The 20,043-nt window shown below is 66.5% G+C and carries 22 protein-coding genes; 5 read left to right on the top strand and 17 right to left on the bottom strand.

Going from position 1 to position 20,043, the window contains the following annotated elements; genetic code table 11:
- Positions 1 to 2: 2 nt before the first annotated feature.
- From BLW75_RS20875 to BLW75_RS20865, 3 genes are all read right to left on the bottom strand, one after another.
- Entirely contained in the window at positions 3 to 839 is an 837-nt protein-coding gene (locus tag BLW75_RS20875) for a hypothetical protein (RefSeq protein ID WP_091599863.1), read from the bottom strand.
- A 414-nt stretch (positions 840 to 1,253) separates the two neighbouring features.
- A complete protein-coding gene (locus BLW75_RS20870; protein ID WP_091597958.1) occupies positions 1,254 to 1,742 on the bottom strand; it encodes a DUF4411 family protein in 489 nt (162 codons plus the stop codon).
- 1 nt (position 1,743) lies between these two features.
- Entirely contained in the window at positions 1,744 to 2,901 is a 1,158-nt protein-coding gene (locus BLW75_RS20865) for an ImmA/IrrE family metallo-endopeptidase (protein WP_198935642.1), read from the bottom strand.
- Positions 2,902 to 3,728: 827 nt separating this feature from the next.
- Between BLW75_RS20865 and BLW75_RS20855 the strand changes: the two genes are divergently transcribed.
- Positions 3,729 to 4,301: a TetR/AcrR family transcriptional regulator gene (locus BLW75_RS20855; RefSeq protein ID WP_241783194.1), complete on the top strand. Its 573-nt coding sequence runs from the start codon at positions 3,729 to 3,731 to the stop codon at positions 4,299 to 4,301.
- Positions 4,298 to 5,689 carry an MFS transporter gene (locus BLW75_RS20850; RefSeq protein WP_034304142.1) on the top strand — a complete coding sequence of 464 codons (1,392 nt, stop codon included), beginning with the start codon at positions 4,298 to 4,300 and terminating at the stop codon, positions 5,687 to 5,689. Before BLW75_RS20855 ends, BLW75_RS20850 begins: the two co-directional genes overlap by 4 nt.
- Here BLW75_RS20850 and BLW75_RS20845 read toward each other — a convergent pair.
- From BLW75_RS20845 to BLW75_RS20825, 5 genes are read right to left on the bottom strand one after another with little or no spacing between them, the layout of a single operon-like run.
- Positions 5,634 to 6,398 carry a class I SAM-dependent DNA methyltransferase gene (locus BLW75_RS20845; RefSeq protein WP_034304144.1) on the bottom strand — a complete coding sequence of 255 codons (765 nt, stop codon included), beginning with the start codon at positions 6,396 to 6,398 and terminating at the stop codon, positions 5,634 to 5,636. The genes BLW75_RS20850 and BLW75_RS20845 overlap by 56 nt on opposite strands.
- Positions 6,399 to 6,452: 54 nt before the next feature.
- A complete protein-coding gene (locus tag BLW75_RS20840) occupies positions 6,453 to 7,022 on the bottom strand; it encodes a dihydrofolate reductase family protein (protein WP_034304988.1) in 570 nt (189 codons plus the stop codon).
- Positions 7,023 to 7,061: 39 nt separating this feature from the next.
- Positions 7,062 to 7,484 carry a PPOX class F420-dependent oxidoreductase gene (locus BLW75_RS20835; protein ID WP_034304146.1) on the bottom strand — a complete coding sequence of 141 codons (423 nt, stop codon included), beginning with the start codon at positions 7,482 to 7,484 and terminating at the stop codon, positions 7,062 to 7,064.
- The gene (locus BLW75_RS20830) at positions 7,481 to 8,695 is read right to left on the bottom strand and encodes a DUF4241 domain-containing protein (protein ID WP_091597949.1); all 1,215 of its coding nucleotides are present in this window, start codon (positions 8,693 to 8,695) and stop codon (positions 7,481 to 7,483) included. The genes BLW75_RS20835 and BLW75_RS20830 overlap by 4 nt, the downstream gene beginning before the upstream one ends.
- 39 nt (positions 8,696 to 8,734) lie before the next feature.
- A complete protein-coding gene (locus BLW75_RS20825; RefSeq protein WP_034304148.1) occupies positions 8,735 to 9,373 on the bottom strand; it encodes a TetR/AcrR family transcriptional regulator in 639 nt (212 codons plus the stop codon).
- 97 nt (positions 9,374 to 9,470) lie between these two features.
- On the opposite strand from BLW75_RS20825, the gene BLW75_RS42870 reads away from it, so the two are divergent.
- Both BLW75_RS42870 and BLW75_RS20820 read left to right on the top strand, forming a co-directional pair.
- The gene (locus BLW75_RS42870; RefSeq protein ID WP_158005342.1) at positions 9,471 to 9,614 is read left to right on the top strand and encodes a hypothetical protein; all 144 of its coding nucleotides are present in this window, start codon (positions 9,471 to 9,473) and stop codon (positions 9,612 to 9,614) included.
- A gap of 47 nt (positions 9,615 to 9,661) precedes the next feature.
- Positions 9,662 to 10,042: a VOC family protein gene (locus tag BLW75_RS20820; RefSeq protein ID WP_034304150.1), complete on the top strand. Its 381-nt coding sequence runs from the start codon at positions 9,662 to 9,664 to the stop codon at positions 10,040 to 10,042.
- Positions 10,043 to 10,101: 59 nt separating this feature from the next.
- Here the strand turns inward: BLW75_RS20820 and BLW75_RS20815 are convergent, their stop codons facing one another.
- The 4 genes from BLW75_RS20815 to BLW75_RS20800 are packed head-to-tail and all read right to left on the bottom strand — an operon-like array spanning position 10,102 to position 12,610.
- The gene (locus BLW75_RS20815) at positions 10,102 to 10,491 is read right to left on the bottom strand and encodes a VOC family protein (RefSeq protein WP_034304152.1); all 390 of its coding nucleotides are present in this window, start codon (positions 10,489 to 10,491) and stop codon (positions 10,102 to 10,104) included.
- Positions 10,488 to 10,778, bottom strand: a complete 291-nt coding sequence (locus BLW75_RS20810; protein WP_005152025.1) for an ArsR/SmtB family transcription factor — start codon at positions 10,776 to 10,778, stop codon at positions 10,488 to 10,490. The genes BLW75_RS20815 and BLW75_RS20810 overlap by 4 nt, the downstream gene beginning before the upstream one ends.
- A 45-nt stretch (positions 10,779 to 10,823) precedes the next feature.
- A complete protein-coding gene (locus tag BLW75_RS20805) occupies positions 10,824 to 11,468 on the bottom strand; it encodes a response regulator (protein WP_034304155.1) in 645 nt (214 codons plus the stop codon).
- On the bottom strand, positions 11,459 to 12,610 hold the full coding sequence (locus tag BLW75_RS20800) for a sensor histidine kinase (protein ID WP_241783196.1): 1,152 nt from the start codon (positions 12,608 to 12,610) through the stop codon (positions 11,459 to 11,461). The genes BLW75_RS20805 and BLW75_RS20800 overlap by 10 nt, the downstream gene beginning before the upstream one ends.
- A 135-nt stretch (positions 12,611 to 12,745) precedes the next feature.
- On the opposite strand from BLW75_RS20800, the gene BLW75_RS20795 reads away from it, so the two are divergent.
- Positions 12,746 to 13,396, top strand: coding sequence for a DedA family protein (locus BLW75_RS20795; RefSeq protein ID WP_034304157.1), 651 nt, complete (start codon positions 12,746 to 12,748; stop codon positions 13,394 to 13,396).
- A 118-nt stretch (positions 13,397 to 13,514) separates the two neighbouring features.
- On the opposite strand, the gene BLW75_RS20790 is transcribed toward BLW75_RS20795, so the two are convergent.
- From BLW75_RS20790 to BLW75_RS20765, 5 genes are all read right to left on the bottom strand, one after another.
- Positions 13,515 to 14,675, bottom strand: coding sequence for an alkaline phosphatase PhoX (locus tag BLW75_RS20790; RefSeq protein ID WP_034304159.1), 1,161 nt, complete (start codon positions 14,673 to 14,675; stop codon positions 13,515 to 13,517).
- Positions 14,672 to 15,175 carry a helix-turn-helix domain-containing protein gene (locus BLW75_RS20785; RefSeq protein ID WP_034304161.1) on the bottom strand — a complete coding sequence of 168 codons (504 nt, stop codon included), beginning with the start codon at positions 15,173 to 15,175 and terminating at the stop codon, positions 14,672 to 14,674. The genes BLW75_RS20790 and BLW75_RS20785 overlap by 4 nt, the downstream gene beginning before the upstream one ends.
- Positions 15,176 to 15,548: 373 nt before the next feature.
- Positions 15,549 to 17,951, bottom strand: coding sequence for an endopeptidase La (gene lon / locus BLW75_RS20775; RefSeq protein ID WP_034304163.1), 2,403 nt, complete (start codon positions 17,949 to 17,951; stop codon positions 15,549 to 15,551).
- A 167-nt stretch (positions 17,952 to 18,118) separates the two neighbouring features.
- Positions 18,119 to 18,967, bottom strand: coding sequence for an SAM-dependent methyltransferase (locus BLW75_RS20770; RefSeq protein ID WP_034304165.1), 849 nt, complete (start codon positions 18,965 to 18,967; stop codon positions 18,119 to 18,121).
- A gap of 18 nt (positions 18,968 to 18,985) precedes the next feature.
- Positions 18,986 to 19,924, bottom strand: coding sequence for a GNAT family N-acetyltransferase (locus BLW75_RS20765; protein ID WP_034304167.1), 939 nt, complete (start codon positions 19,922 to 19,924; stop codon positions 18,986 to 18,988).
- Positions 19,925 to 20,043 lie beyond the last annotated feature (119 nt).

The following is a 20,043-nucleotide window of genomic DNA, read 5'->3' as shown; positions in this document are numbered from 1 at the left end:
GCTCAGGATTTGGTCCAATGCTGGGCGGCGTCCTTCAGATTCCACCACGAGACAAAGCGTGCATCTTGAGATGCAAGTGTCCAATTCTCCGATAATAGGTCGAAAAACCTTTTATCGCCTGTTTTTCCGCCGCGCGGCTCGCCGATGAATATTAATTCGGTGCCACCAGCCCTCTCGAAGTCTTCGAGGGATTTAGAGGCCATTTCGCTACCCCAACCGGGGGGCCAGCAGAGAAAAAGCACTGTGTCTTCCTGGCCACCTTTTTGGCGGTTGAAGTCCTCCATGCTCCCGACTTTATGCCATTCACTTCGCTGTCCTTTGGCGGTCGGGAATGAAGGATTATTTGTTGCTTTTGGGGGATCGACGTCGTATGCGTCGATCGACAAACCATGTTGAGCAATCTGGGCGGCCCAGTATCCTCGGCCAGATCCCAGTTCGATCAGCGAGCGCCCTGATGACACTGCGGCAATCCAGTCAAGGGTGTCTGGCGATGGTATTGCGTATGCATAAGTAGATTGCAATAGCATCGCCGCATAGCTGAGTCGGCTGCTGCCTGCCGTCTGGCCTCCGTTCACGACTTGGCGCCCCTCATGCTCGAACACGAAGGGGGAAACAATGTCCCAGTATGGATTTGAGCTGATAGGTACGTCGGCGGTCAGGTAGTGGACCATTCGAAGATCGAAGGCCGCATCCGTCCGCTCATCCCCGGTTCCCTGCAATTGAGGGGCCATGTCGAGGTAGTCGGCGACCTTTGGGTATTCAGCACGAAACCGCTGCTCATCGGCAAGTAGTGCTGCCAACTCGTTACGACGTGCGTCCGTCAGCACCAGCTCGTTCATTTCGTCGATCTTGGTCATTGCCCTGTTGGGCTGCAAGCCCCCAGGCGTGTGCCTTCGGCGATGCGGTCACGACTGAGCTGTCGCGCGGGGGTGCAGCTGGTAAACGTGCAGGTCAGCGTGGCGAGGTCGTTTCCGCCTGTCTGGCGCTTTTAGTACGATGACAACCATGTCTGAGCAGCAAGGACATGTGTGTGTCTTGGAACTGGCCGGTAAGTGATCCTGCGCGGCATCTCGTGGGGTGAGGCGGCAAGGTACTTCGGTGAGGTCGTCCACCAATGGCCGGCCGAACTTGAGGTCGTCCTCTGGGCCGGATGAGATCGTGATGCAGGATGTTGTCGGGGGACAGTACGGAGCCATGTACCGGCAAGGTCGGTCTGCGGGGGAGTATCGAAAAAGAAATTACTGCATAGAGCACTAGGGGCCTAGTATGAACTGAGGCTTTTCGCGCCTGAGAAGTTCATGTGATGTTATGCAAGATACGCCCAGTTCCTTGCAGGCGTTAGGAATCTTGATTCGTTTCTTGCAGTTTGCATCGTACTTTTCTCGTGTTACGACCGTGAAGCCATATGTCAGTGCTTCTGCTACGAGGTAGTAGTCGGCAGTCGCAAGAAAGGTTGACACGGCTGCCGCATCGAAACCTCTCGTGTTGGCCCAGTTGCTTACCTTTGCCAGATTTGGAAAACTTTGGGAAACTGGTTTGAGGAAGAAGCCGGGAGAGATTCCCTGAACCCATTTGGAAAGATCATCCTGCGCGTCGACCAACTCGTCGCGAACCTTTTCGATGCTCCAAACTCGCCTAGCCGCATTGGCCTTGACAAGCCAATCCCAAAAAGCGGGGCAGAAGTCGAATCCGTAGTAGGAGTTCTTGGCTTCGATAAAAACGTTCGAATCAAGTAGGTACACGCTAGGAAACCCCCAGGTGGTTTGCCAGCTTGTCGAACGTTTCCCGGGTCTTCAGTCCAAGTAATTGCATCGCCTCGCGCTGAAGGGTGCTCCCTTCGGCGGCGCTAATTAAGACAGCGCGGGCGAAGTTTCGGCTAGTGCGGACGACGTGTGTGTTGTAGAAATTCCCGCCGGATGACTCTCGGGGTTTGGCAAGGAGTGCGCGTAGGCGCGCTTCTTCCTGTGCATACGCTGCGCGGTAGGTGGTCCAATCGACAAGCCCTGCCTCGTGTAATCGACTCAGAATTACGAGAGTGCTGACCTTGAAAATATTTGCAAGCCTTTGGGCTTCGCCTTGCAGCTCTGCTTGTCGCTGGAAAAGATCGCGGACAACCCTTAGCGGAGCCAAGACTTCGGCTGCAACTGCGTTACACCATTTCTCCGACGCGTTCTCATCTGCCGATGAACGTGGGTCAATTCCGCTCAGGGCGGTCTCGCCTAGCCATATGTGCGCGAGTTCATGGATGAGCGTGAAGTTTTGCGCAGATTTTGTGTCGGCGCCGTTCACGAACACGACGGGAGCGTAGCGATCGGCAAGCGCAAATCCTCGAAATTCGTCTGGGTTGAGTCGCCGGTGGGTGTTGCTTCCTACTACGCCGTTAGCCATGACGAGTACGCCGATCTCTTCTGCGGACTCGCTTATTAGTCGGAACGCGTCGCCGACGTCCCTCGGGTTGTAGGGTTCCCCGCTTGCCGGGCGGAGTGCTTCGCGAATTTGCTGCGCAGCGTCAATTACTCTGGTTCGGATGGTCGCGGAACCAACGACCGAAACTGGATCTTGCCCCAAGGAAATGACGTGGTTCCGGTACCATTCCTGGCGCTGTTGCACGAGGTAGATTGTGTCGAGCAAGTCGGGGCTTGGGTGAGTCACTCCCGAGCTGCGCCTCGTTCGGAAATCTGGTAATGGCACGTCCTCAACTGGAGGTTCACTCAAAAAGAAGAAGCCGACTGGCGTGTGGGTGGCTTCGGCGAATTCTTCGAGCTGATTGAGCGTTGGGGCGGTGGAGCCGGCGACCCAGCTGGGCAGGCGAGGGAAGCGGCGCTCCAGGTCGGCTACGGGCAAGCCAGAGCGATCGCGTGCCCACGCGATCACGTCTGCTTCCACATCCACTCTGGTCACCACACCTCCAGTATCGGAGTTAAGCTCTCGATTGTCACAGGGTCACTCAGTTGACGCATTTGCGCTACGTGACGAACTTGATCGTATCCGTGATTGAAGGCGGGTTTCCGCAGGTCGAAGGCGGGGGTATGTCTGCCCGTCGTCAAGGCGCATACTCGAACCTATGGTCGATCGCGATGGCTTGAGGCCCCAGGGTGCGGCGTACCTGCGCACGGTTGAACCGCCTCAGCCTGTATGGGTTGACCTGCGTCAGGTTTTCCCGATCGGCGCCCCCCGAGCAACGCTTCCAGGTGGGCTCGACCTCACCGGAACTGTCCCCGGAACGCTAAACAGGTGGGGGGTCACGGTCACCGGGCACTGGGTCGGATGGGTCGCCTATCCCCTCGGAACTCCCGGCGAAGGCGCCACCTGGCACCGCCAGTGGATCTTGTCGGACGCGCTGAGGCCGCGGCACGGAGGACAAGGGCGGGGGGCTGGTGATCCCGCCACGGGCGCATGACGGGCGCACGGGGGCGCAATTTGGCAAACACGCAGGTCATGGCGCCGCGGTCGTTTCCCTGTAAATCAGACGGCACAGCCTTCGGGGGTTCGAATCCCTCACTCGCCACACCGAAGCGGCTCCTGAACTGGGAAACCAGGCCAGGGGCCGCTTTCGTTGTGTGCGGCTTCGCGGGCCCTCGCGGCTGCCCTCGCCGAGTGGGCCCCGAAGCTCGCCGCCGTCCCGACTGGCCATCCGGATCATCGCGTTCAGGGTTTCCGATCGATGTGCCGAAGGCTGTAGCGCAAGACACCTTTGGTTAGTGGTTAGTAACCAGTAACTTCGGGCTATGACGGTACGGATGAGCGGACCCGAACGACGTGCCCAGGTGCTGGCCATCGCCGCGGAGGAGTTCGCGCGGCACGGGCTGCACGGGGCGTCGACGGAAGCGATCGCGAAGACGGCGGGGATCACGCAGGCGTACGTCTTCCGGATGTTCGGGACGAAGAAGGCCCTGTTCCTGGAGCTGGTCCAGGCCGCTTTCGAGCGGCTCAGCGACGCGATGCGAGACGCGGGCGAAGGGGAGACCGGCCTCGGCGCGCTTTCGGCGATGGGTGCCCAATACTTCGATCTGCTGGCCGATCGGACTGGATTGTTGTTGCAGCTTCAGGGCTTCGCCGCGTGCGGAGACCCGGAGGTACGTGACGTGGTGCGGTCGTGTTTCGCGCGGATGTGGGACACGGCCGAGCACGGCACCGGGCTCGACCCGGTGACCGTGAAGACGTTCCTCGCCTTCGGGATGCTGCTGAACGCCGGCGCCGCGATGGACGTCGGGCAGGTCGACGCGGTCTGGGCCGAGGGGGTTCGCACCCGGATCCAGCCGGGCCTGTTCACACACGTCACCACCGAGACGAACCGATGAGTGCCCCCGTCCGGCACGACGGACGGCTGAGCGCCGCACTCGTGTGCACGGCGTTGGCGGGGGCCGTGATCGGCAGCGTCGGGGCGCCGCTGATCACCCCGGTCGCCACCGGGCTGCACGTGTCCCTCGACGCGGCGCAGTGGACGTTGACGGTGACGTTGTTCAGCGGCGCGATCGCGGGCCCGGTCCTGGGCAGGCTCGGCGGCGGCCCGTACCGCCGCACCACGATCCTGGTCACCCTGGCCCTGGTCATGGCCGGCGGATTGCTGACGGTGCTCCCGCTTCCGTACATGGCGTTGGTGATCGGCCGCGGCCTGCAGGGGCTCGGGGTCGCGGCCGGGGCGCTGTTGATGAGCGTCGCCCGCGCGCACCTGCCGCCCGAGCGCTCGACCTCGACGATCGCCGCGCTGTCGGTCGCGTCGACCGTCGGCATCGGAGTCGGCTACCCGGTGGTCAGCCTCCTCGATCAGCTCGCGGGGCTGCGCGTCGCGTACGGATTCGGCTTCCTCCTCTCGGCCGTCGCGTTCCTCATCGCCTGGCGGATGCTGCCTGTCGAAGCGCCTGGTGAACCGCCCCGGATCGATGTCCCCGGCGCGCTGCTCCTCGCTCTCGGCACGCTCGGGGCCCTCCTGCTCATCGCCGTGCCCTCCCTGTGGGCGACGACGTGGCAGGCCGGTGGTCTCCTCGCCGGTACCGCCGCGCTCCTGGCCGTGTGGGCGTTCATCGAGCTGCGCACGACGGAGCCGTTGGTCGACCTTCGGCTGCTCGGCCAAGGCTCCGTCCTCCGCGCGAACCTGGCGATTCTCGTGGCCGGGGCGGGTTTGTACCTCCTGTTCAGTCTCTTCACCCGCTACGTGCAGACGCCTGCGGACGCCCAGTACGGATTCGCGCTCCCCGGTGTCGCCGCGGGCGCGGCGCTGATCCCGTTCTCATTGTTCGGATTCGTCGCGGGGAAAGCGATTCCGCGCGTCAACGGGCGGTGGAGGTACCTGGTCTCGACCCTGTTCGCCGTGGCAGGCGCGCTGTTGTTCGCCGTCGGCAGTCGGTCGTTCGTTCTCGTCCTCGCCGCGATCGCCCTGCTCGGATTCGCCGCCGGCGGCATCTTCGCGGTGATGCCCGAACTCGTGCTCGTCGGTGTGCCGCAAGGGGAAACGGCCAGTGTGCTCTCGATCAACCAGATCGCCCGCAGTATCGGCATGGCCGTGGGCAGCGCCCTCGCCGGGTTGCTGCTCGGCGCCGCCACTCCGGACGGCGCGCTGTTCCCCACCCGGGACGGCTATCTCACGACGGCTCTGTGGGCGCTGCCGTTGCTCGTCGTCAGCGCGGTCATCATCACGACGGAACGGCGCGCTCCCACACGGACACGTGCTTGGTGCTCTCGGCGGTGAGTTCCGAACGGTCCCAGTCCGCCCAGCGGTACTTCAGGCGCATTCCGGCGATGCGCGCCATGAGGTCCATTTCGGCGGGCCACGCGTACCGGAAGGGAATGCGGCGGAACCGCCCCTCTCCCTCCGGTGACACCGTGACGTGGTTCGAAGTGAACTCCTGCCTGACGACGTCGTACTGGTCGAACCCGACGTAGCCGGGCGCCATCGCGAACGGGACGATGTCCTGACCGGGCGGCAAGCGGCGCAGCTCCGGCAGGCCGACCTCGATGAGGAACAGCCCGCCCGGCCGCAGGTGCGTGGCCGCGTTGCGGAAGACGTCGACCTGGCCGTCCTGGGTGGTCACGTTGCTGATCGTGTTGTAGACCAGGTACACCAGCGAAAATTCGCCCGGCACCCGGGTTTTCGTCATGTCGCCGATCGTGACCTCGACCGCGTCGCCGCCCGGCTTGCCCGCGATCCGGTCCGCCATCGCCCGGCTCAGTTCGAGACCGCTCACCGGTACACCGCGTGCCGCCAGCGGGATCGCGATCCGTCCGGTCCCGGCGGCGAACTCGAGCACCGGACCGTCGGCCAAGTCTTCGAGGACGTCCACCGCGGGCGTCACCACTTCGGGCGCGTTCGCGCCGCCTGGCGCGTCATAGCCCGCGGCCACACTCTCGGGGAACCAGCCGTCCGCCGGGTCGTCTCCCGTGTCCGTCTCACTGATCACGGTCGCCGACGCTACGCCCGCGACCGTGCGCTTCTCATCCCGTTTTCGGTGGCGTCAGCGCGACGCGGCCCGATAGCGCAGCAGCACGATCCCCGACGCGAACGTCCGCTCCTCCGCCAGGCGAAGCTTCGGAACGCCGGTAACACCCTCGAACAACCTGCGGCCTTCACCGGCCACGACGGGATAGACGAAAAGCCGGTACTCGTCGACCAGTCCCTCGGCGATGAGCGCCCGCACCAGCGAGATGCTGCCGGTCGTCACGATGTCCTTGCCTTCGGCGCCCTTCAGCTTCTCGATCTCCGAACGCACCTCACCGGAGAGCACCGTCGTGTTCTGCCATGCCGGCTCCGTCAGCGTGCTCGAGACCACGTACCTGTCCACTGAGTCGAGGTAGGCGGAGATTCCCGTCGTGTCTTCGGTTTGCTTCGGCCAGTAGCCGCGCATGTCTTCGAAGGTGACGCGTCCGAGGAGGAGCGCGTCGGAGTTCTCACGTTGTTCTTCGAGCACGGCCAGGACGTCCGACCGGTCCACGTCCGGATCCGTGTCGCCAGGGCTGAACCAGTCGCCCGTCAGTTCGATGACGCCGTCGATCGTGCAGTTTTCGGTGACGATCAGCTCCCGCATGGACCAGACCGTACCGCCGCCCACCGACAAAACGGCGCGTCACGCCTCGCCGTGCACCACTCGCCTCGACGGGTACCACGTCTCGCCCGCGGGTTCGCCCGCCATGTTCCAGCTCCACGACACCTTCGGCGTCACGCGCGCGTAGATGCCCGGGCCGACCGCTCCCACTCGTTCGATCGGCTCGTCGGCCTCGCCGTAGACGCGGATACCGCGGGCGACGAACGGATCGAAGGAGACCATGTCGTCGATGACCAGGGCGACTTTGCTCCGCCCCGCCCGGATGTTGCGGAACTTCCGGGTCGCGAGGACCGAGGCGCCCACTCCGCCGACCCAGAAATGCGTGCCGTCGAATTCGAACGCCAGCGGGACGACATCAGGCTGTTCGCCGTCCTCGGAGAGGGTCGCGAAGCGGGCTAAAGGCTGCGAGCGCAGGTATGCGATCTCATCGTCTGTAAAGGTCATGACGCCATCATCCGGGCGCGGTTGAGGACCAGCATGTCGGTGACGAAGCAGACCGGCGTCCCGTCGGCCGCCCGGCCGATCCAGGTCGGATAGCTGCCGTCGCCCCAGCCGGTGGTGAACGCGATGATGTTGCCCTCGGCTCCGTCCGGAGTGACATCGATGTACGGGTCCACCTCCTCGAATTTCTCCAGGAGTTCGTCGCCCATTTCCTCGGGAAGGGCGGCCGCGTCGGCGAAGCAGCCCGTGCCGCTGTCCACGCCGTAGCCGTAGAACTCCCCGTCCCCGAGGAAAAGCGCGTTCTGCCCGGGCCAGAGCGCGGTTTCCCAGGTGGCGACGGGAATATCGGCGACGACGAGTTTGGCGGCCGCGACCCGTTCGTGGGCCGGCTCGTCCACGAACCGGATCACGGAGACTTCGACCTGGTACTCACCGGGCGGCACGGTGACCGTGAAGTACTCCGCGTCCGCGTCCAGGAACGCCGGGTCCGCCGCCACGAGCCTGCCGCTGGGCATGCGGAGCTTCCCGGCGTCTTGGAGTTCGACCTCGACGAGGCGGTGGTCGCCGTTCAGCGAGTAGCGCGTGCCCGCGGTGAACATCTCGTCAATGCCGGAAGGGCGCAGCGGAACCGACGGCCGCCAAGGACGTTCGTCGACCGGCAGCGACGGATCGGCGTCGGGCGCGTCCGGGGTCCGGAGGGTCAACGGCCCCGAATTCGCGAGAGGCTCCCAGTCACCGAAGGCGGGCTTCGGCATCGTCAGCTCCGACACCTGCTTGCTCACCTGGCCACTGCTGGAGCCGCCGCCGTAACCCTGAGGCGCCTGATGTATCCATCCCTTGCCGTCCGGGCCGAAGGACATCTCCAGATGGCCGGCGCTCTTCTTGTCGAACTCCTCCTGGTCGTCGAACCGGTAGGTCCACTGCTCGACCTTCATGAGGAACAGCGCGCCGTCCTCCAATACCCGGAACTCGAAGAAACCCCTGCGCCTGCCCGACTCGTCGAACTGCACCGTGCGGGCGAAGCAGTGCTTCCACGCGATTTCGAGGAGCACCAGCGGCACCTCGGTGCCAGGACGTACCAAGGCGACGGCGTACTGCTCTCCGGCGGCGTCGCGCCCGCGCGCGGTGCCGGACGAGAGTCTTCCGATCACCGCGCCGGCGGCCGGATCCCAGCCTTCGCAATAGACGACGTCCAGCAAGGTCCCCTCAGACATGAGGCGGAACCTAGCGTGAACCACCGACAAAACCCAGGGCTATTCACGGATCGCATAGTCACCGAACGCCGGTTCCAGCAACTCGAAAGCCCGTCGTGTCGCCTTCGTCAGCGCTTTGGCGATCTCGGCGTTGCTCTCGCCGGCATGCGAGCGCCGGAGGACCTCGCGGAAGAGGACGCGGTCGATCGCGTTGAGCTCGGCGGCGGCCATGATCGGGGTGACGTCGTCCGGGGCGGCTCCGGTCTCGCTCGCGAGCAGTTCCGCGAGCGCCGCTTCCCGCAGTTCGTGCAGTTCACGCAGCCGGGCGGTCAGGGTCGGGCTCTCCAGCACCATTTTGGCGAAAACCGGCCCGGTGAAGCCGATCACGGGCGAGTGCTCGGCCACCGCGTCCAGGAAGGTGCGCCGTAGTGCGGCCAGCGCCGACTCACCCGGCTTCCGGTCCCGGACGGCGTTCGCCAGCCCGTTGGTGAACTCCTCGTGCTGGTCGAGCGCCAGGTCCTCCTTGCGTGCGAAGTAGTTCGTGACGGTCTTCTTCGCGACTCTCGCCGCCGCGGCGATCTCGGCGATCGTCGTCTCTTCGAACCCCTTCTCGATGAAGAGCAGCGTCGCCTGGTCGGAGATCAGCTGCCGTGTCTCCTGCTTCTTGAGCTCGCGCAAACCCACATCCGTGCTGGTCATGAGCGAAGTTTACCACCGTCGTAAAAATATCCTTGACTTACGGTGCGTCGGATGTAAACTTACGTCCGTACTACCGACCAGTGAGAGAAGAGGCTCCTTGACCGCTCGAATCCCCCAAGGCAACGAAGGCGCCAACCGCGCCCAGGCCCGCCGGAACGACCGTCGTCACCAGCAGCCGTTCCCGGGCCGCTCGATGCCGGCGCGCCGCTCGATCGGCGTCCCGCGCCGCCGGTCGTACTGACCGGCCCGCTTCTCCGAAACCCACCGCCGACCCGAAGGGGATAGCCCATGAACGTCCTTGCCTCCACCGTCTCGCTGACCGTCGACGACGTCGCCGCATCCAGCCGTTTCTTCACCGAGCACTTCGGCTTCACCGAGCAGATGGCCGCGGAGGGCTTCGTCTCCCTCGGGCACGAAACCGCGAAGATGACCATCGTCCTGCTTCGGGCGGGGATCGAGGTCCTTCCGGAGAACCTGCGTCAGCAGCGTGCGTCCGGGGTTATCGTGGCCTTCACGGTCGAGGACCTCGAAGCCGAGGAGAAGCGCCTGCGCGAAGAGGGTGTCGAGATCACGTTGCCGCTGCGGGAAGAGCCGTGGGGAGAGCGCCTCCTTATGGTCACCGACCCGAACGGCGTGCCCGTGGAACTCGTGGAATGGGTGCAGCAGTAAGGAAATTCGCGGCGGGGCTTGGTCCACAGTGGACCAAGCCCCGCTTTTCGTGTCTTGGCCTACTTCATCGTGGCGAGCTGGATCAGGTTGCCGCAGGTGTCGTCGAAGACGGCGGTGACCACGGGCCCCATGTCGACGGCGTCCTGCGTGAACTCGACGCCCAGGCCCTTGAGCCGGTCGACCTCGGCGTACACGTCGTCGACGGCGAACTGGGTGAACGGGATGCCGTCGTCGGTCAGTGCCTGCTTGAACGGCTTCGCCGCGGGGTGGCCGTCCGGCTCCAGTAGCAGTTCGACACCGTCGGGGTTAGCGGGGGAGACCACGGTGAGCCAGCGGGCGTCGCCGGTGGGCACGTCGTGTTTCTTGATGAACCCCAGCTTTTCGGTGTAGAACTCCAGCGCCTTGGCCTGGTCGTCGACGAAGACGCTGGTGATGTTGATCCGGATCACGGGTTCGGTTCCTCTCGGTCGATGGGCCACCGCTCGACGATCGACCGCAACGGGCTCGTGTCGATGTGGTGGAACTTGTAGCGGCCCTGTCGCCGGGTGTGCACCAAGCCCGCCTGTTCGAGCATTGCGAGATGCTGCGAGATGGCCTGCCGTGACGAGGCCAGGCCGTGTTTCATGGTCAGCCTGCCGCAGATCTCGAACAGGGTTTGACCGTCCTTTTCGGTCAGCTCGTCCAGGATGGTGCGTCGCGTCGCGTCGCCGATCGCCTTGAACAGGTCGCCGTCCACGCCGCAGTTATAGGCAAGTCGTCACTTGCCTGTCAACCTCAGGGCTCAGGAACCGAGGTACCGCAGGATCGCGAGGACGCGACGGCTGTACCCGGCGGTGCTGGCCAGTCCGAGCTTGTCGAAGATGGCGTTCACGTGCTTCTCGACGGCGCTCAGCGACACGAACAGCGACTCGGCGATCCCGGCGTTCGTGTGGCCCTGCGCCATTTTCTCCAGCACTTCGCGCTCGCGGACGGTCAGTTTCGCGAGCGGATCGGTGTGTGTGGTCCGCGCGAGCAGCCGCCGGACGACCTCCGGATCGAACGCCGCCCCGCCCGCGGCGACGCGGTCGAGCGCGTCCAGGAATTCGCCCACTTGAGCGACCCGGTCCTTCAGGAGATAGCCGACGCGCTCACCGTCGCCGGTGATCAACTCGGCGGCGTAGCGCTTCTCGACGTACTGCGAGAGCACCAGCACCCCGATTTCCGGCCAGCGTTGCCGGATCTCGAGCGCCGCGCGAAGCCCCTCGTCGGTATGGGTCGGCGGCATACGGACGTCGGTGACGATCACGTCCGGCTGATAGGCGGCCGTCGTCGAGAGGAGCGCGTCACCGTCGCCGACCGACGCCACGACCTCGTGCCCCTCTTCGGCCAGCAGGCGGACCAGCCCCTCGCGCAGCAGGGTCGAGTCCTCGGCGAGGATCACCCGCACGGCAGCACCGCCGTCACCACGGTCGGGCCGCCGGGCGGACTGTCCACAGTGAACTCCCCATCCGCGGCCGCGACGCGCCGGGCGAGGCCGGAAAGGCCGCCGCCGGACTCCCGGGCCCCGCCCGTGCCGTCATCGGTGATCCGCACCCGCACCCTGTCCCCGTCTCGTTCGGCCTCGATGTCGATCCGCGTCGCCGCGGCGTGCTTGATCGTATTGGTGACCGCCTCGGACGCGACGAAGTAGACGACGGTCTCGATGGCCGCCGGTGGCCGTTCCGGCAGGTCGACCCGCAGGTGGACCGGGACCCCCGAGCGTTCCGCGAGCGCTTCCAGCGCGGGATGCAGCCCGTCCGCGTCCAGCGCGATCGGATACACCCGCCACGAGACCTCGCGCAGGTCGACGAGGGCGCGCTGGGATTCCTCGTGCGCTTGCCGGAGCAGGTCCGACGCGTGCGCCGGGTCGGTGGCCCGCCGTGCCCGGCCGAGCAGCATCCCGAGCGCGACGAGCCGCTGCTGGACGCCGTCGTGCAGATCCCGTTCGATCCGGCGGCGCTCACCGTTGACCGCCTCGACCACCTCGGCCCGGCTTGTCGCGAGTTCGGAGACCCGGCGGCGCAACTGTTCCTTCTTGCTGGGCCCGAAAAAGTGCCTCGCCAATCTGGCGTCCAGTGTCGCGGCTCCGAGAAGCCCCTGCAAAGCGAGGAAAACAAGCAGCGCGCCGACGAGTCCGGTGGTGAGCGGGTCGTACCAGTCGGCAGGCGCTCCCCCGCCGGGGGACTGACCGGTGAGGAGCTGAGAGGCGATGATCACGCCGGATCCGGCGCCCAGCACGGTCATGAGGAAGATCGCGGCGCACAGCAGTCCGATGACGCATCGCGGGACGAGGTAGGCCATCGCGCGACGGCCGGTGTAGTCCGTGGCGTTCTCCTCGCCGAAGTACTTCTCCAGCCGCCGCCGTTCCACTTCGGACAGTACGCGCGCACCGGCGAAGACGGGCTGCCGCAGGGCGGGAATCGTGAGCGCCAAGCCGCCGAAGAGCACGTAGAAGAACTCCGCGACGGAGGTCATGGCGCCGATCGCCAGGCCGAGGGTGCCGCGGAGTGCTTTGCGCAGGTAGCGGCGCATCGCTGCCGGAAAAGGCATAGCGCCAGGTTAGCGGGGTATCCGAAGGGCGGTATTGCGGTTTTCCGCAGTGATCTGTGCCGCTTCACCGCAGGGTGCGGAACCCGGGTGATTCGTACGTTCGTTGGCAACTGCAGACGACCACGAAAGGCCGCCATGAACCTCCTGCTCGCCCAAACCGCCAGCGAATCGATGGGAGGACTCGCCGGCTGGGCGGTGTCACTGATGGACGCGCTGGGCGGTCCGGGTGCCGCGATCATCGTCGGCCTGGACAACCTGTTCCCGCCGATCCCCAGCGAACTGGTGCTCCCGCTCGCCGGGTTCTCCGCCAGCCAGGGCACGTTCACCCTGGTGGAAGCGCTGGTGTGGACGACGTTCGGCTCGGTCGCGGGCGCGATCATCGTGTACTACCTCGGACAGCTGCTTGGCCGCGACCGCACCCGCCGCTGGATGGCGAAGATCCCGCTGGTGAAGACCTCCGACTTCGACAAGACCGAGGCCTGGTTCCAGAAACACGGCACCAAGGCGGTGTTCTTCGGCAGGATGGTGCCGATCTTCCGCAGCCTCATCTCGCTGCCCGCCGGGATCGAGCGCATGCCGTTCTGGCGGTTTCTGGCCCTGACCACGCTGGGCAGCCTGATCTGGAACACGGTGTTCGTGCTGGCGGGCTACGGCCTCGGGGAAAGCTGGCACCTGGTCGAGAAATACGCCGGGTTCTTCCAGTACTTCGTGATCGCCGCCGTGGCGGTCGCGGTGACCCTCTTCGTGGTGAACCGCCTGCGCGAGAAGAACCGCACCAACGCCTGAACCGCGTGCGGGGCGCCCGGCCGGGCGCCCCGCACGCGGTATGGACTCGAAAAGGGACACGCGTGAACCCGCCCGGCCGAAGGCCCCGCTATCGCGGCGCGGGTTCACCAACAGGCACTCAGGAACGGAAGGGGCCGGTCACCTCGTAGGTGATCCCGCCGGAGGACGAACCGGAGGTACCGCGTTGCGACGAGAAGTACAGCCGGTTCCCCGCCGGGGTGAACGCGGGGCCGCAGATCTCCGACGAGCTCTGGCCGTTGATCCGCAGGAACGGCGCCACGATGTCGTTCGGCGTGATGATGCAGATCTCCATGTTGCCGCCGTCTTCGGCGACGAACAGGTCACCCGAGGAGGTGCCGGTGACGTTGTCGACGCCGGTCAGCGGGGCCGAGCCGGGGCTGACCAGCGAGTCGTCGTAGGCCAGCTCGTAGGTGTTGTTCGTGAGGTTGAGCTGCCAGACGCGGTTGTCACCTTTGGTGGTGAACCACGCGGTGTCGTTGGCGTAGTGCAGTCCTTCGCCGCCGCTGAACCGCTTCGCGCCGGACACCTGGTTGCGGGTGGCGGTGGGGGAGCCGTCAGGGTCGGGCACGTTCGCCCAGGTGAAGCTGCCCGAGGTCCCCGTGCCCGCCTTCAGCACCTGCAGTGTTCCGGCGGAGAGGTTGCCCCACGTCGTCGGGACGAAGCGATAGAAACAGCCGTCCGAGGTGTCCTCGGTCAGGTAGACGACCTTGCGCACCGGGTCGGCCGCCGCCGCCTCGTGCTTGAACTTCCCCATCGCGGGCCGCTGGACGGCGGCCGTGGCCGGGCCGTTCGGCTGGCACTCGTAGACGAACCCGAGGTCGATCTCCTCGCAGGAAAGCCAGGTGTTCCAAGGAGTCTTGCCGCCCGCGCAGTTTTGGCGCGTGTTCGAGAGGATGCGGTGGGCGCCGGTGATGTTCCCGCTCGCGTCGAATTTGATCGCGCTCGCCCCGCCGCCGGGCGTGATCTCCGAATTCGACACGTAGATCCAGCCGCTGCCGTCGGCGAACACCGCGCCGCCGTCCGGGGCGCTGTGCCAGGTGTACCCGGTGTTCGCGACCTGCTGGCCGGACCGCGCGATGACGCGGCTGGTGAATCCCGCCGGCAGCTGGATCCCGTTCGCGTCGGCCGCCTGGAGCGCGCCGTACGGGCTGGGTCCATTCTGGGCGGGCGCGGCGAGAGCCGCTCCCGAGAGCCTGTTTCCGAACGCCGTGACACCGGCGCCGACCACGGCCGCGCGCAGGAAATTCCGTCGCTTCACTCATGCCTCCGAGACATCCGCTGATGTGGTGGTGCGGGAAGGAGCGGGTCGGAGAGTACGGGCGGAACGGGACTTCCAGGTGAATTCGCGGCGTATTCACCGCGAGAAGAGAACTTTCGTAGGGAACCCTCGTTCAGCACGATTTCCCGGGCTTTGCGGAGCCCCGGCGCGTCGGCCCCGCCGCGCTGTTCCGCGACGGCCAAAGCGAGCAGTATCCGATCGATCGGCGCGCATCCGCCATTGCGGTGGTGGCGACGTCCGATCAGGTGACGCCACTCCGCGAGATACTCGTCGATCCCCGGCTCTCCGGGAACCGACCGGAGCAGCGCGCGCAGCAGGGCCCTCATCTGGTTTTCATTGCCGGGCAAGGTGTTCCGGGCCAGCAGGTCGGCCAAGGTGCTGCGGGACCAACCGGTCGCGGCGGCCAGCGCGCGGATGCTGAGGCCGCTTCGGTCGCGAAGTTCACGCAGCCGCGCCATGAACTCCGATTCGGTGTTCACCTGGGTACCCTGGCGGGCACAGGGTGGCGGAGAACGGCGCCGAACAGGGCGATGGCGATGCCCGCGGCGATCGAGGCACTGGTGCCGGCGAAGGTCAGCGCCGCGGTGAAACCGGTGAGAATGCTCAGACAGACGATCTGACCGGCTGAAACGCACCTGCGCCTCGGCCGCAACGGGGAAAGAATTCCTTGACTCATGACCTTGCCCTCTCAAGGATCACGCACCCCTGCTGGGTGGCACGCAATACACGTTATCAAAATGTGATAGGGAGTTTAAGGCGAAGCAATGTCCGGGTTCGTCCGGATCTCGGAACGCCGAAAGCCCCGGATCCTGGGCAGGATCCGGGGCTTCAGGGCTGTCGGGCCTCGCGCTGTTACGCCGCCTGGGCGACCGGAGCCGTCGCCGGGGCCAGCGCGATGTCCAGGACGTCGCGGACGTTCGCCACGGCGTGGACGTCCAGCTGCGCCAGCACTTCGGCAGGCACGTCGTCCAGATCGGGTTCGTTGCGCTGCGGGATGATCACCGTCTTCATCCCCGCCCGGTGCGCGGCGAGCAGCTTCTGCTTGACCCCGCCGATCGGCAGCACGCGCCCGGTCAGCGACACCTCACCGGTCATCGCGACGTCCGACTTCACGACCCGGCCGGAAAGCAGGGACGCCAGCGCGGTCGTCATCGTGATTCCGGCGCTCGGCCCGTCCTTGGGCACCGCGCCCGCCGGGACGTGCACGTGGATGCCGCGGTCCTTCAGATCGCCGACCGGCAGTTCCAGCTCGGCGCCGCGCGAGCGCAGGTACGACAACGCGATCTGCACCGACTCCTTCATCACGTCACCCAGCTGGCCGGTCAGCGACAGCCCGGTCGAGCCCGACTCCGGATCCGCCAGCGACGCCTCGATGTAGAGGACGTCACCGCCGGCGCCGGTCACGGCCAGGCCGGTCGCCACACCAGGGGTCGACGTGCGCTGCGTCGACGCGGGCAGTGAGGATTCAGGCAGGTGCCGCGGGCGGCCGAGGTAGGTCTCGAGGCCGTCGGCGTCGATCGTCAGCGGCAGCTCGACCTCGTCCAGTGCGACCTTGGTCGCCACCTTCCGCAGCACCTTCGCGATGGTCCGGTTCGCGTTGCGCACCCCGGCTTCCCGCGTGTACTCGGCGGCGATGCGGCTGAACGCGCCGTCGGTCAGCGTGACGTCGTCCTTGCCGAGACCGGCACGCTCCAGCTCGCGGGGGAGCAGGTGGTCGCGGGCGATGGTGACCTTCTCGTGCTCGGTGTAGCCGTCGAGGGTGACCAGCTCCATCCGGTCCAGCAGCGGGCCGGGGATGGTCTCGAGCGCGTTCGCCGTCGCCAGGAACACGACGTCGGACAGGTCCAGCTCGACCTCGAGGTAGTGGTCGCGGAAGGTGTGGTTCTGCTCCGGGTCCAGCACCTCCAGCAGCGCGGCCGTCGGGTCGCCGCGGTAGTCGGCGCCGACCTTGTCGATCTCGTCGAGCAGCACGACCGGGTTCATCGACCCGGCTTCCTTGATGGCGCGGACGATCCGGCCGGGCAGCGCGCCGACGTAGGTGCGGCGGTGACCGCGGATCTCGGCCTCGTCGCGGATGCCACCGAGCGCGACCCGGACGAACTTGCGGCCCATCGCCTTCGCCACGGACTCGCCGAGCGACGTCTTGCCGACCCCGGGAGGGCCGGCGAGCGCCAGCACCGCCCCCGAACGACGGCCGCCGACCGGGCCGAGCCCCGACTCCGCGCGACGCTTGCGCACGGCCAGGTACTCGATGATGCGTTCCTTCACGTCGTCGAGACCGGCGTGGTCGGCGTCGAGGATGTCGCGCGCGGCCGCGATGTCGTGGACGTCGGTGGTGCGCTCGTTCCACGGCAGTTCGAGGACGGTGTCCAGCCACGTGCGGATCCAGCCGCCCTCCGGGGACTGGTCGGAGGTCCGCTCCAGTTTGTCCACTTCGGACAGTGCGGCCTTCTTGACCGCTTCCGGCAGTTCGGCGGCCTCGACGCGGGCGCGGTAGTCGTCGTCGTTCGCGGTCCCGTCGAGTTCGCCCAGCTCCTTGCGGATGGCTTCGAGCTGGCGGCGCAGCAGGAACTCCTTCTGCTGCTTCTCCATGCCCTCCTGGACGTCCTTGCGGATGGTGTCGGTGACCTCGAGCTCGGCCAGCTGCTCGCGGCTCCATTCGAGCGCCTTCTCCAGCCGCGTGGAGACGTCGAGCGTGGTCAGCAGTTCGAGCTTCTGCTCGGTCTTCAGGTAGGACGAGTTGCCCGCCAGGTCGGCGAGCGCGGATGGCTCCTCGACCTCCTGGACGGCGTCGATCATCTGCCAGCCGCCGCGCTGCTGCAGGATCGCGATGACGACGGACTTGTACTCGGACGCGAGCTTCGCGGAGTTGTCGTCGGTGGTCTCGGCGGCGACCTCGGCGTGCACCCAGCGGGCGGCGCCGGGACCGTCGGCGATGTGGCCGACGACGGCGCGGCGGGTGCCGCGCAGCAGTACCGCGGTCTTGCCGCCGGGCACACGCCCGATGCGCTCGACGGTCGCGATGGTGCCGAGTCCGGCGTACTCGCCGTGGACGCGGGGGACGATCAGCACTTCGGCCTTCGTGGCGGCGCTGGACCGGATCCCCGGGAAGGAAGCCTGGGCAGGCGTGGTGGCCTGGGCGGACTCCACCGCGGCGCGCGTCTCCGTGTCGGCGAGGTCGAGCGGGACGATCATGCCCGGCAGCACGACGTCGTCATCGAGCGGGAGGACGGGCAGGAGGCGGTTGTCGGTCATCTGTGCACTCCTCGGTTAGTTGAGTCTGTCTAGCTCAACTCTCCGATCGACCCGTTTGTTTCCTTTCCGCGTTCGCCGTCAGCGATCACCCTGCCCTCCGACCTCTAGCGCGCAACGCGTCGCGTTTAGGGGGCTAAACGCGACGTGTTGGACGCAAAGGTCGGATGTCAGGGGTGGACGGCGACCCCGCACCAAGCGAACGGCCGGGCACCTTCCTCGTCCCGCCGCAGCTCCCGCACCGGCCGCCAGTCGGGTAGGTGGACGACGCCGGGCTCCAGCAGCGGCCAGTCCCCGAAGAGCGGCTCGATCTCTTCGCGGTCCCGCATCCACACCGGGTTGCTCGTCTTCCGGTACTGCTCGACCATCCAGTGGAGCCCGTCGGCGTCCTGGCCCGTCTGGCCGCCGAAGCTCATATGCGACAGCCCCAGCCAGCTGCCGGGCGCCAGCGCGTTCCGATAGGTCGCGACGAGCGCGGGCGGATCGTCGTGCGGCCCGGCGAAATGCAGGACGGCCATCATCATCAGGCACACCGGCTGGTCGAAATCGATCAGCCGCAGCGTCTCCGGATGCCGCAGGACGTCCTTCGGCCGCCGCATGTCCGCCTGGATGATCCCGGCCCAGTCGGTCGCCTCGTGCCGTTCGAGGATCAGCTCCGCGTGCGCCACCGCCACTGGCTCGTAGTCGACGTACACGACCTTCGCCGTATCGCCCGGCTCCAGTTCCTCCTGGACGATCTCGTGCACGTTCCCGGCGGTCGGGACACCGGAGCCCAGATCGATGAACTGCCGGATCCCGGCGTTCAAGGCCGCGCGCACGACCCGGTTCATGAACTCGCGGTTGTGCCGCGCGCCGGGTTTGACCCACCGCCACTGCTTTTCCAGCGCACGGGCGAACTCGCGGTCGACCGCCCAGTTGTGGGTCCCGCCGAGGAACCAGTCGTAGATCCTCGCCGCGGAAGGCTTTTCGGTGTCGACCCCGGTCGGCGCCACCGGGGCCGCGTCATCGTCCCTCTTCACGAAATGAGCCTATCGGGATCAGGGCACCGCGGGTCGGCGCTGCCAGTACGTCCAGAGCGGCCGGTAGCCCTGCGCGTACCAGAACGGCGTCGAGCGCGGGTTCGCCAACGCGTGGTGCAGCAGCACGGCTTCGGTGCCGCATTCGTCGAAGACCTGGTGCGCGTGCGCGGCGAGCGCCGTCCCCACTCCGCTCGATCGCGCCGGTTCGGCGACCGCCAGCGACGACAGATAGCCGACGCGGTCGGCCGCCACCCGGCCGCCGATCCACCCCGTCTCGCCGGGGAACTGCACCCGGACCATGCCCAGCGGGCGGCCGTACAGTTCGGCGATCCACAACGTCGGATTTTCGCGGCCGACGTGTTTCGACAGCTCCGCCGTGATCGTTTCCTCCGCGCCTTCGCGCAAAGTGACAGAACCGAACTGCGCGTCATAACGCTGCAATTCCAGTTCGAGTCCGACGGCGGTTTCGAGATCATCCGCCACGGCGGGCCGGATGTGCACTCCGGGAGTGGCGGGCGGTCCCGTCACGGCGAGCCGGTCGGCCGGGCGGACCGCGATCACCAGCACCGGCGCGAAGCCGCGGCGCAGCAGTTCGGCCGAGCCGGGGGAGTCCCGGCTGGGCCGCACCACGGTCGCCGCGGTCTCGACATCCCCAGGTGGGGCCACGGTCTTCAGATGTTCATCCCATCGGGTGAGTAATGCGTCAAGGGCCGCTTCCGGGCGTGGTCCGGTGAGTCGCGCTTCGAGGCGATGTTCGACGAGCGCCCGCCACGGAGAGTCAACAGAATCGGGACCCGCCTCGGTCCGTACCGACAATCCGGCGGCGGCCGAGTCGCCTGCCGTCGCGGAGAGTGACACGGAGCCCTCGACAGGCTCCAGTGCAGGCATTTCGGGGAGCAGGGCGTCCACGGTGGCGAGCCGCTCGGCATGCCCGGCGGCGATGGCGTGGCTATTCATAGGGCTATTCAAGCCCCTACTCACGGGTCCGCCGGGAACTTCACGAGATCGGCCGGGGCGTGGCGCCAGGTGACTTCCGGTAGTCGGAAGGAACGCGAATAACGCTCCCATTTCACCCC

This window comes from Amycolatopsis lurida, assembly GCF_900105055.1.
Classification (GTDB): domain Bacteria; phylum Actinomycetota; class Actinomycetes; order Mycobacteriales; family Pseudonocardiaceae; genus Amycolatopsis; species Amycolatopsis lurida.
Note: the sequence above shows the minus strand (reverse complement) of the source record. Positions and strands in the feature narration are given on the sequence as shown.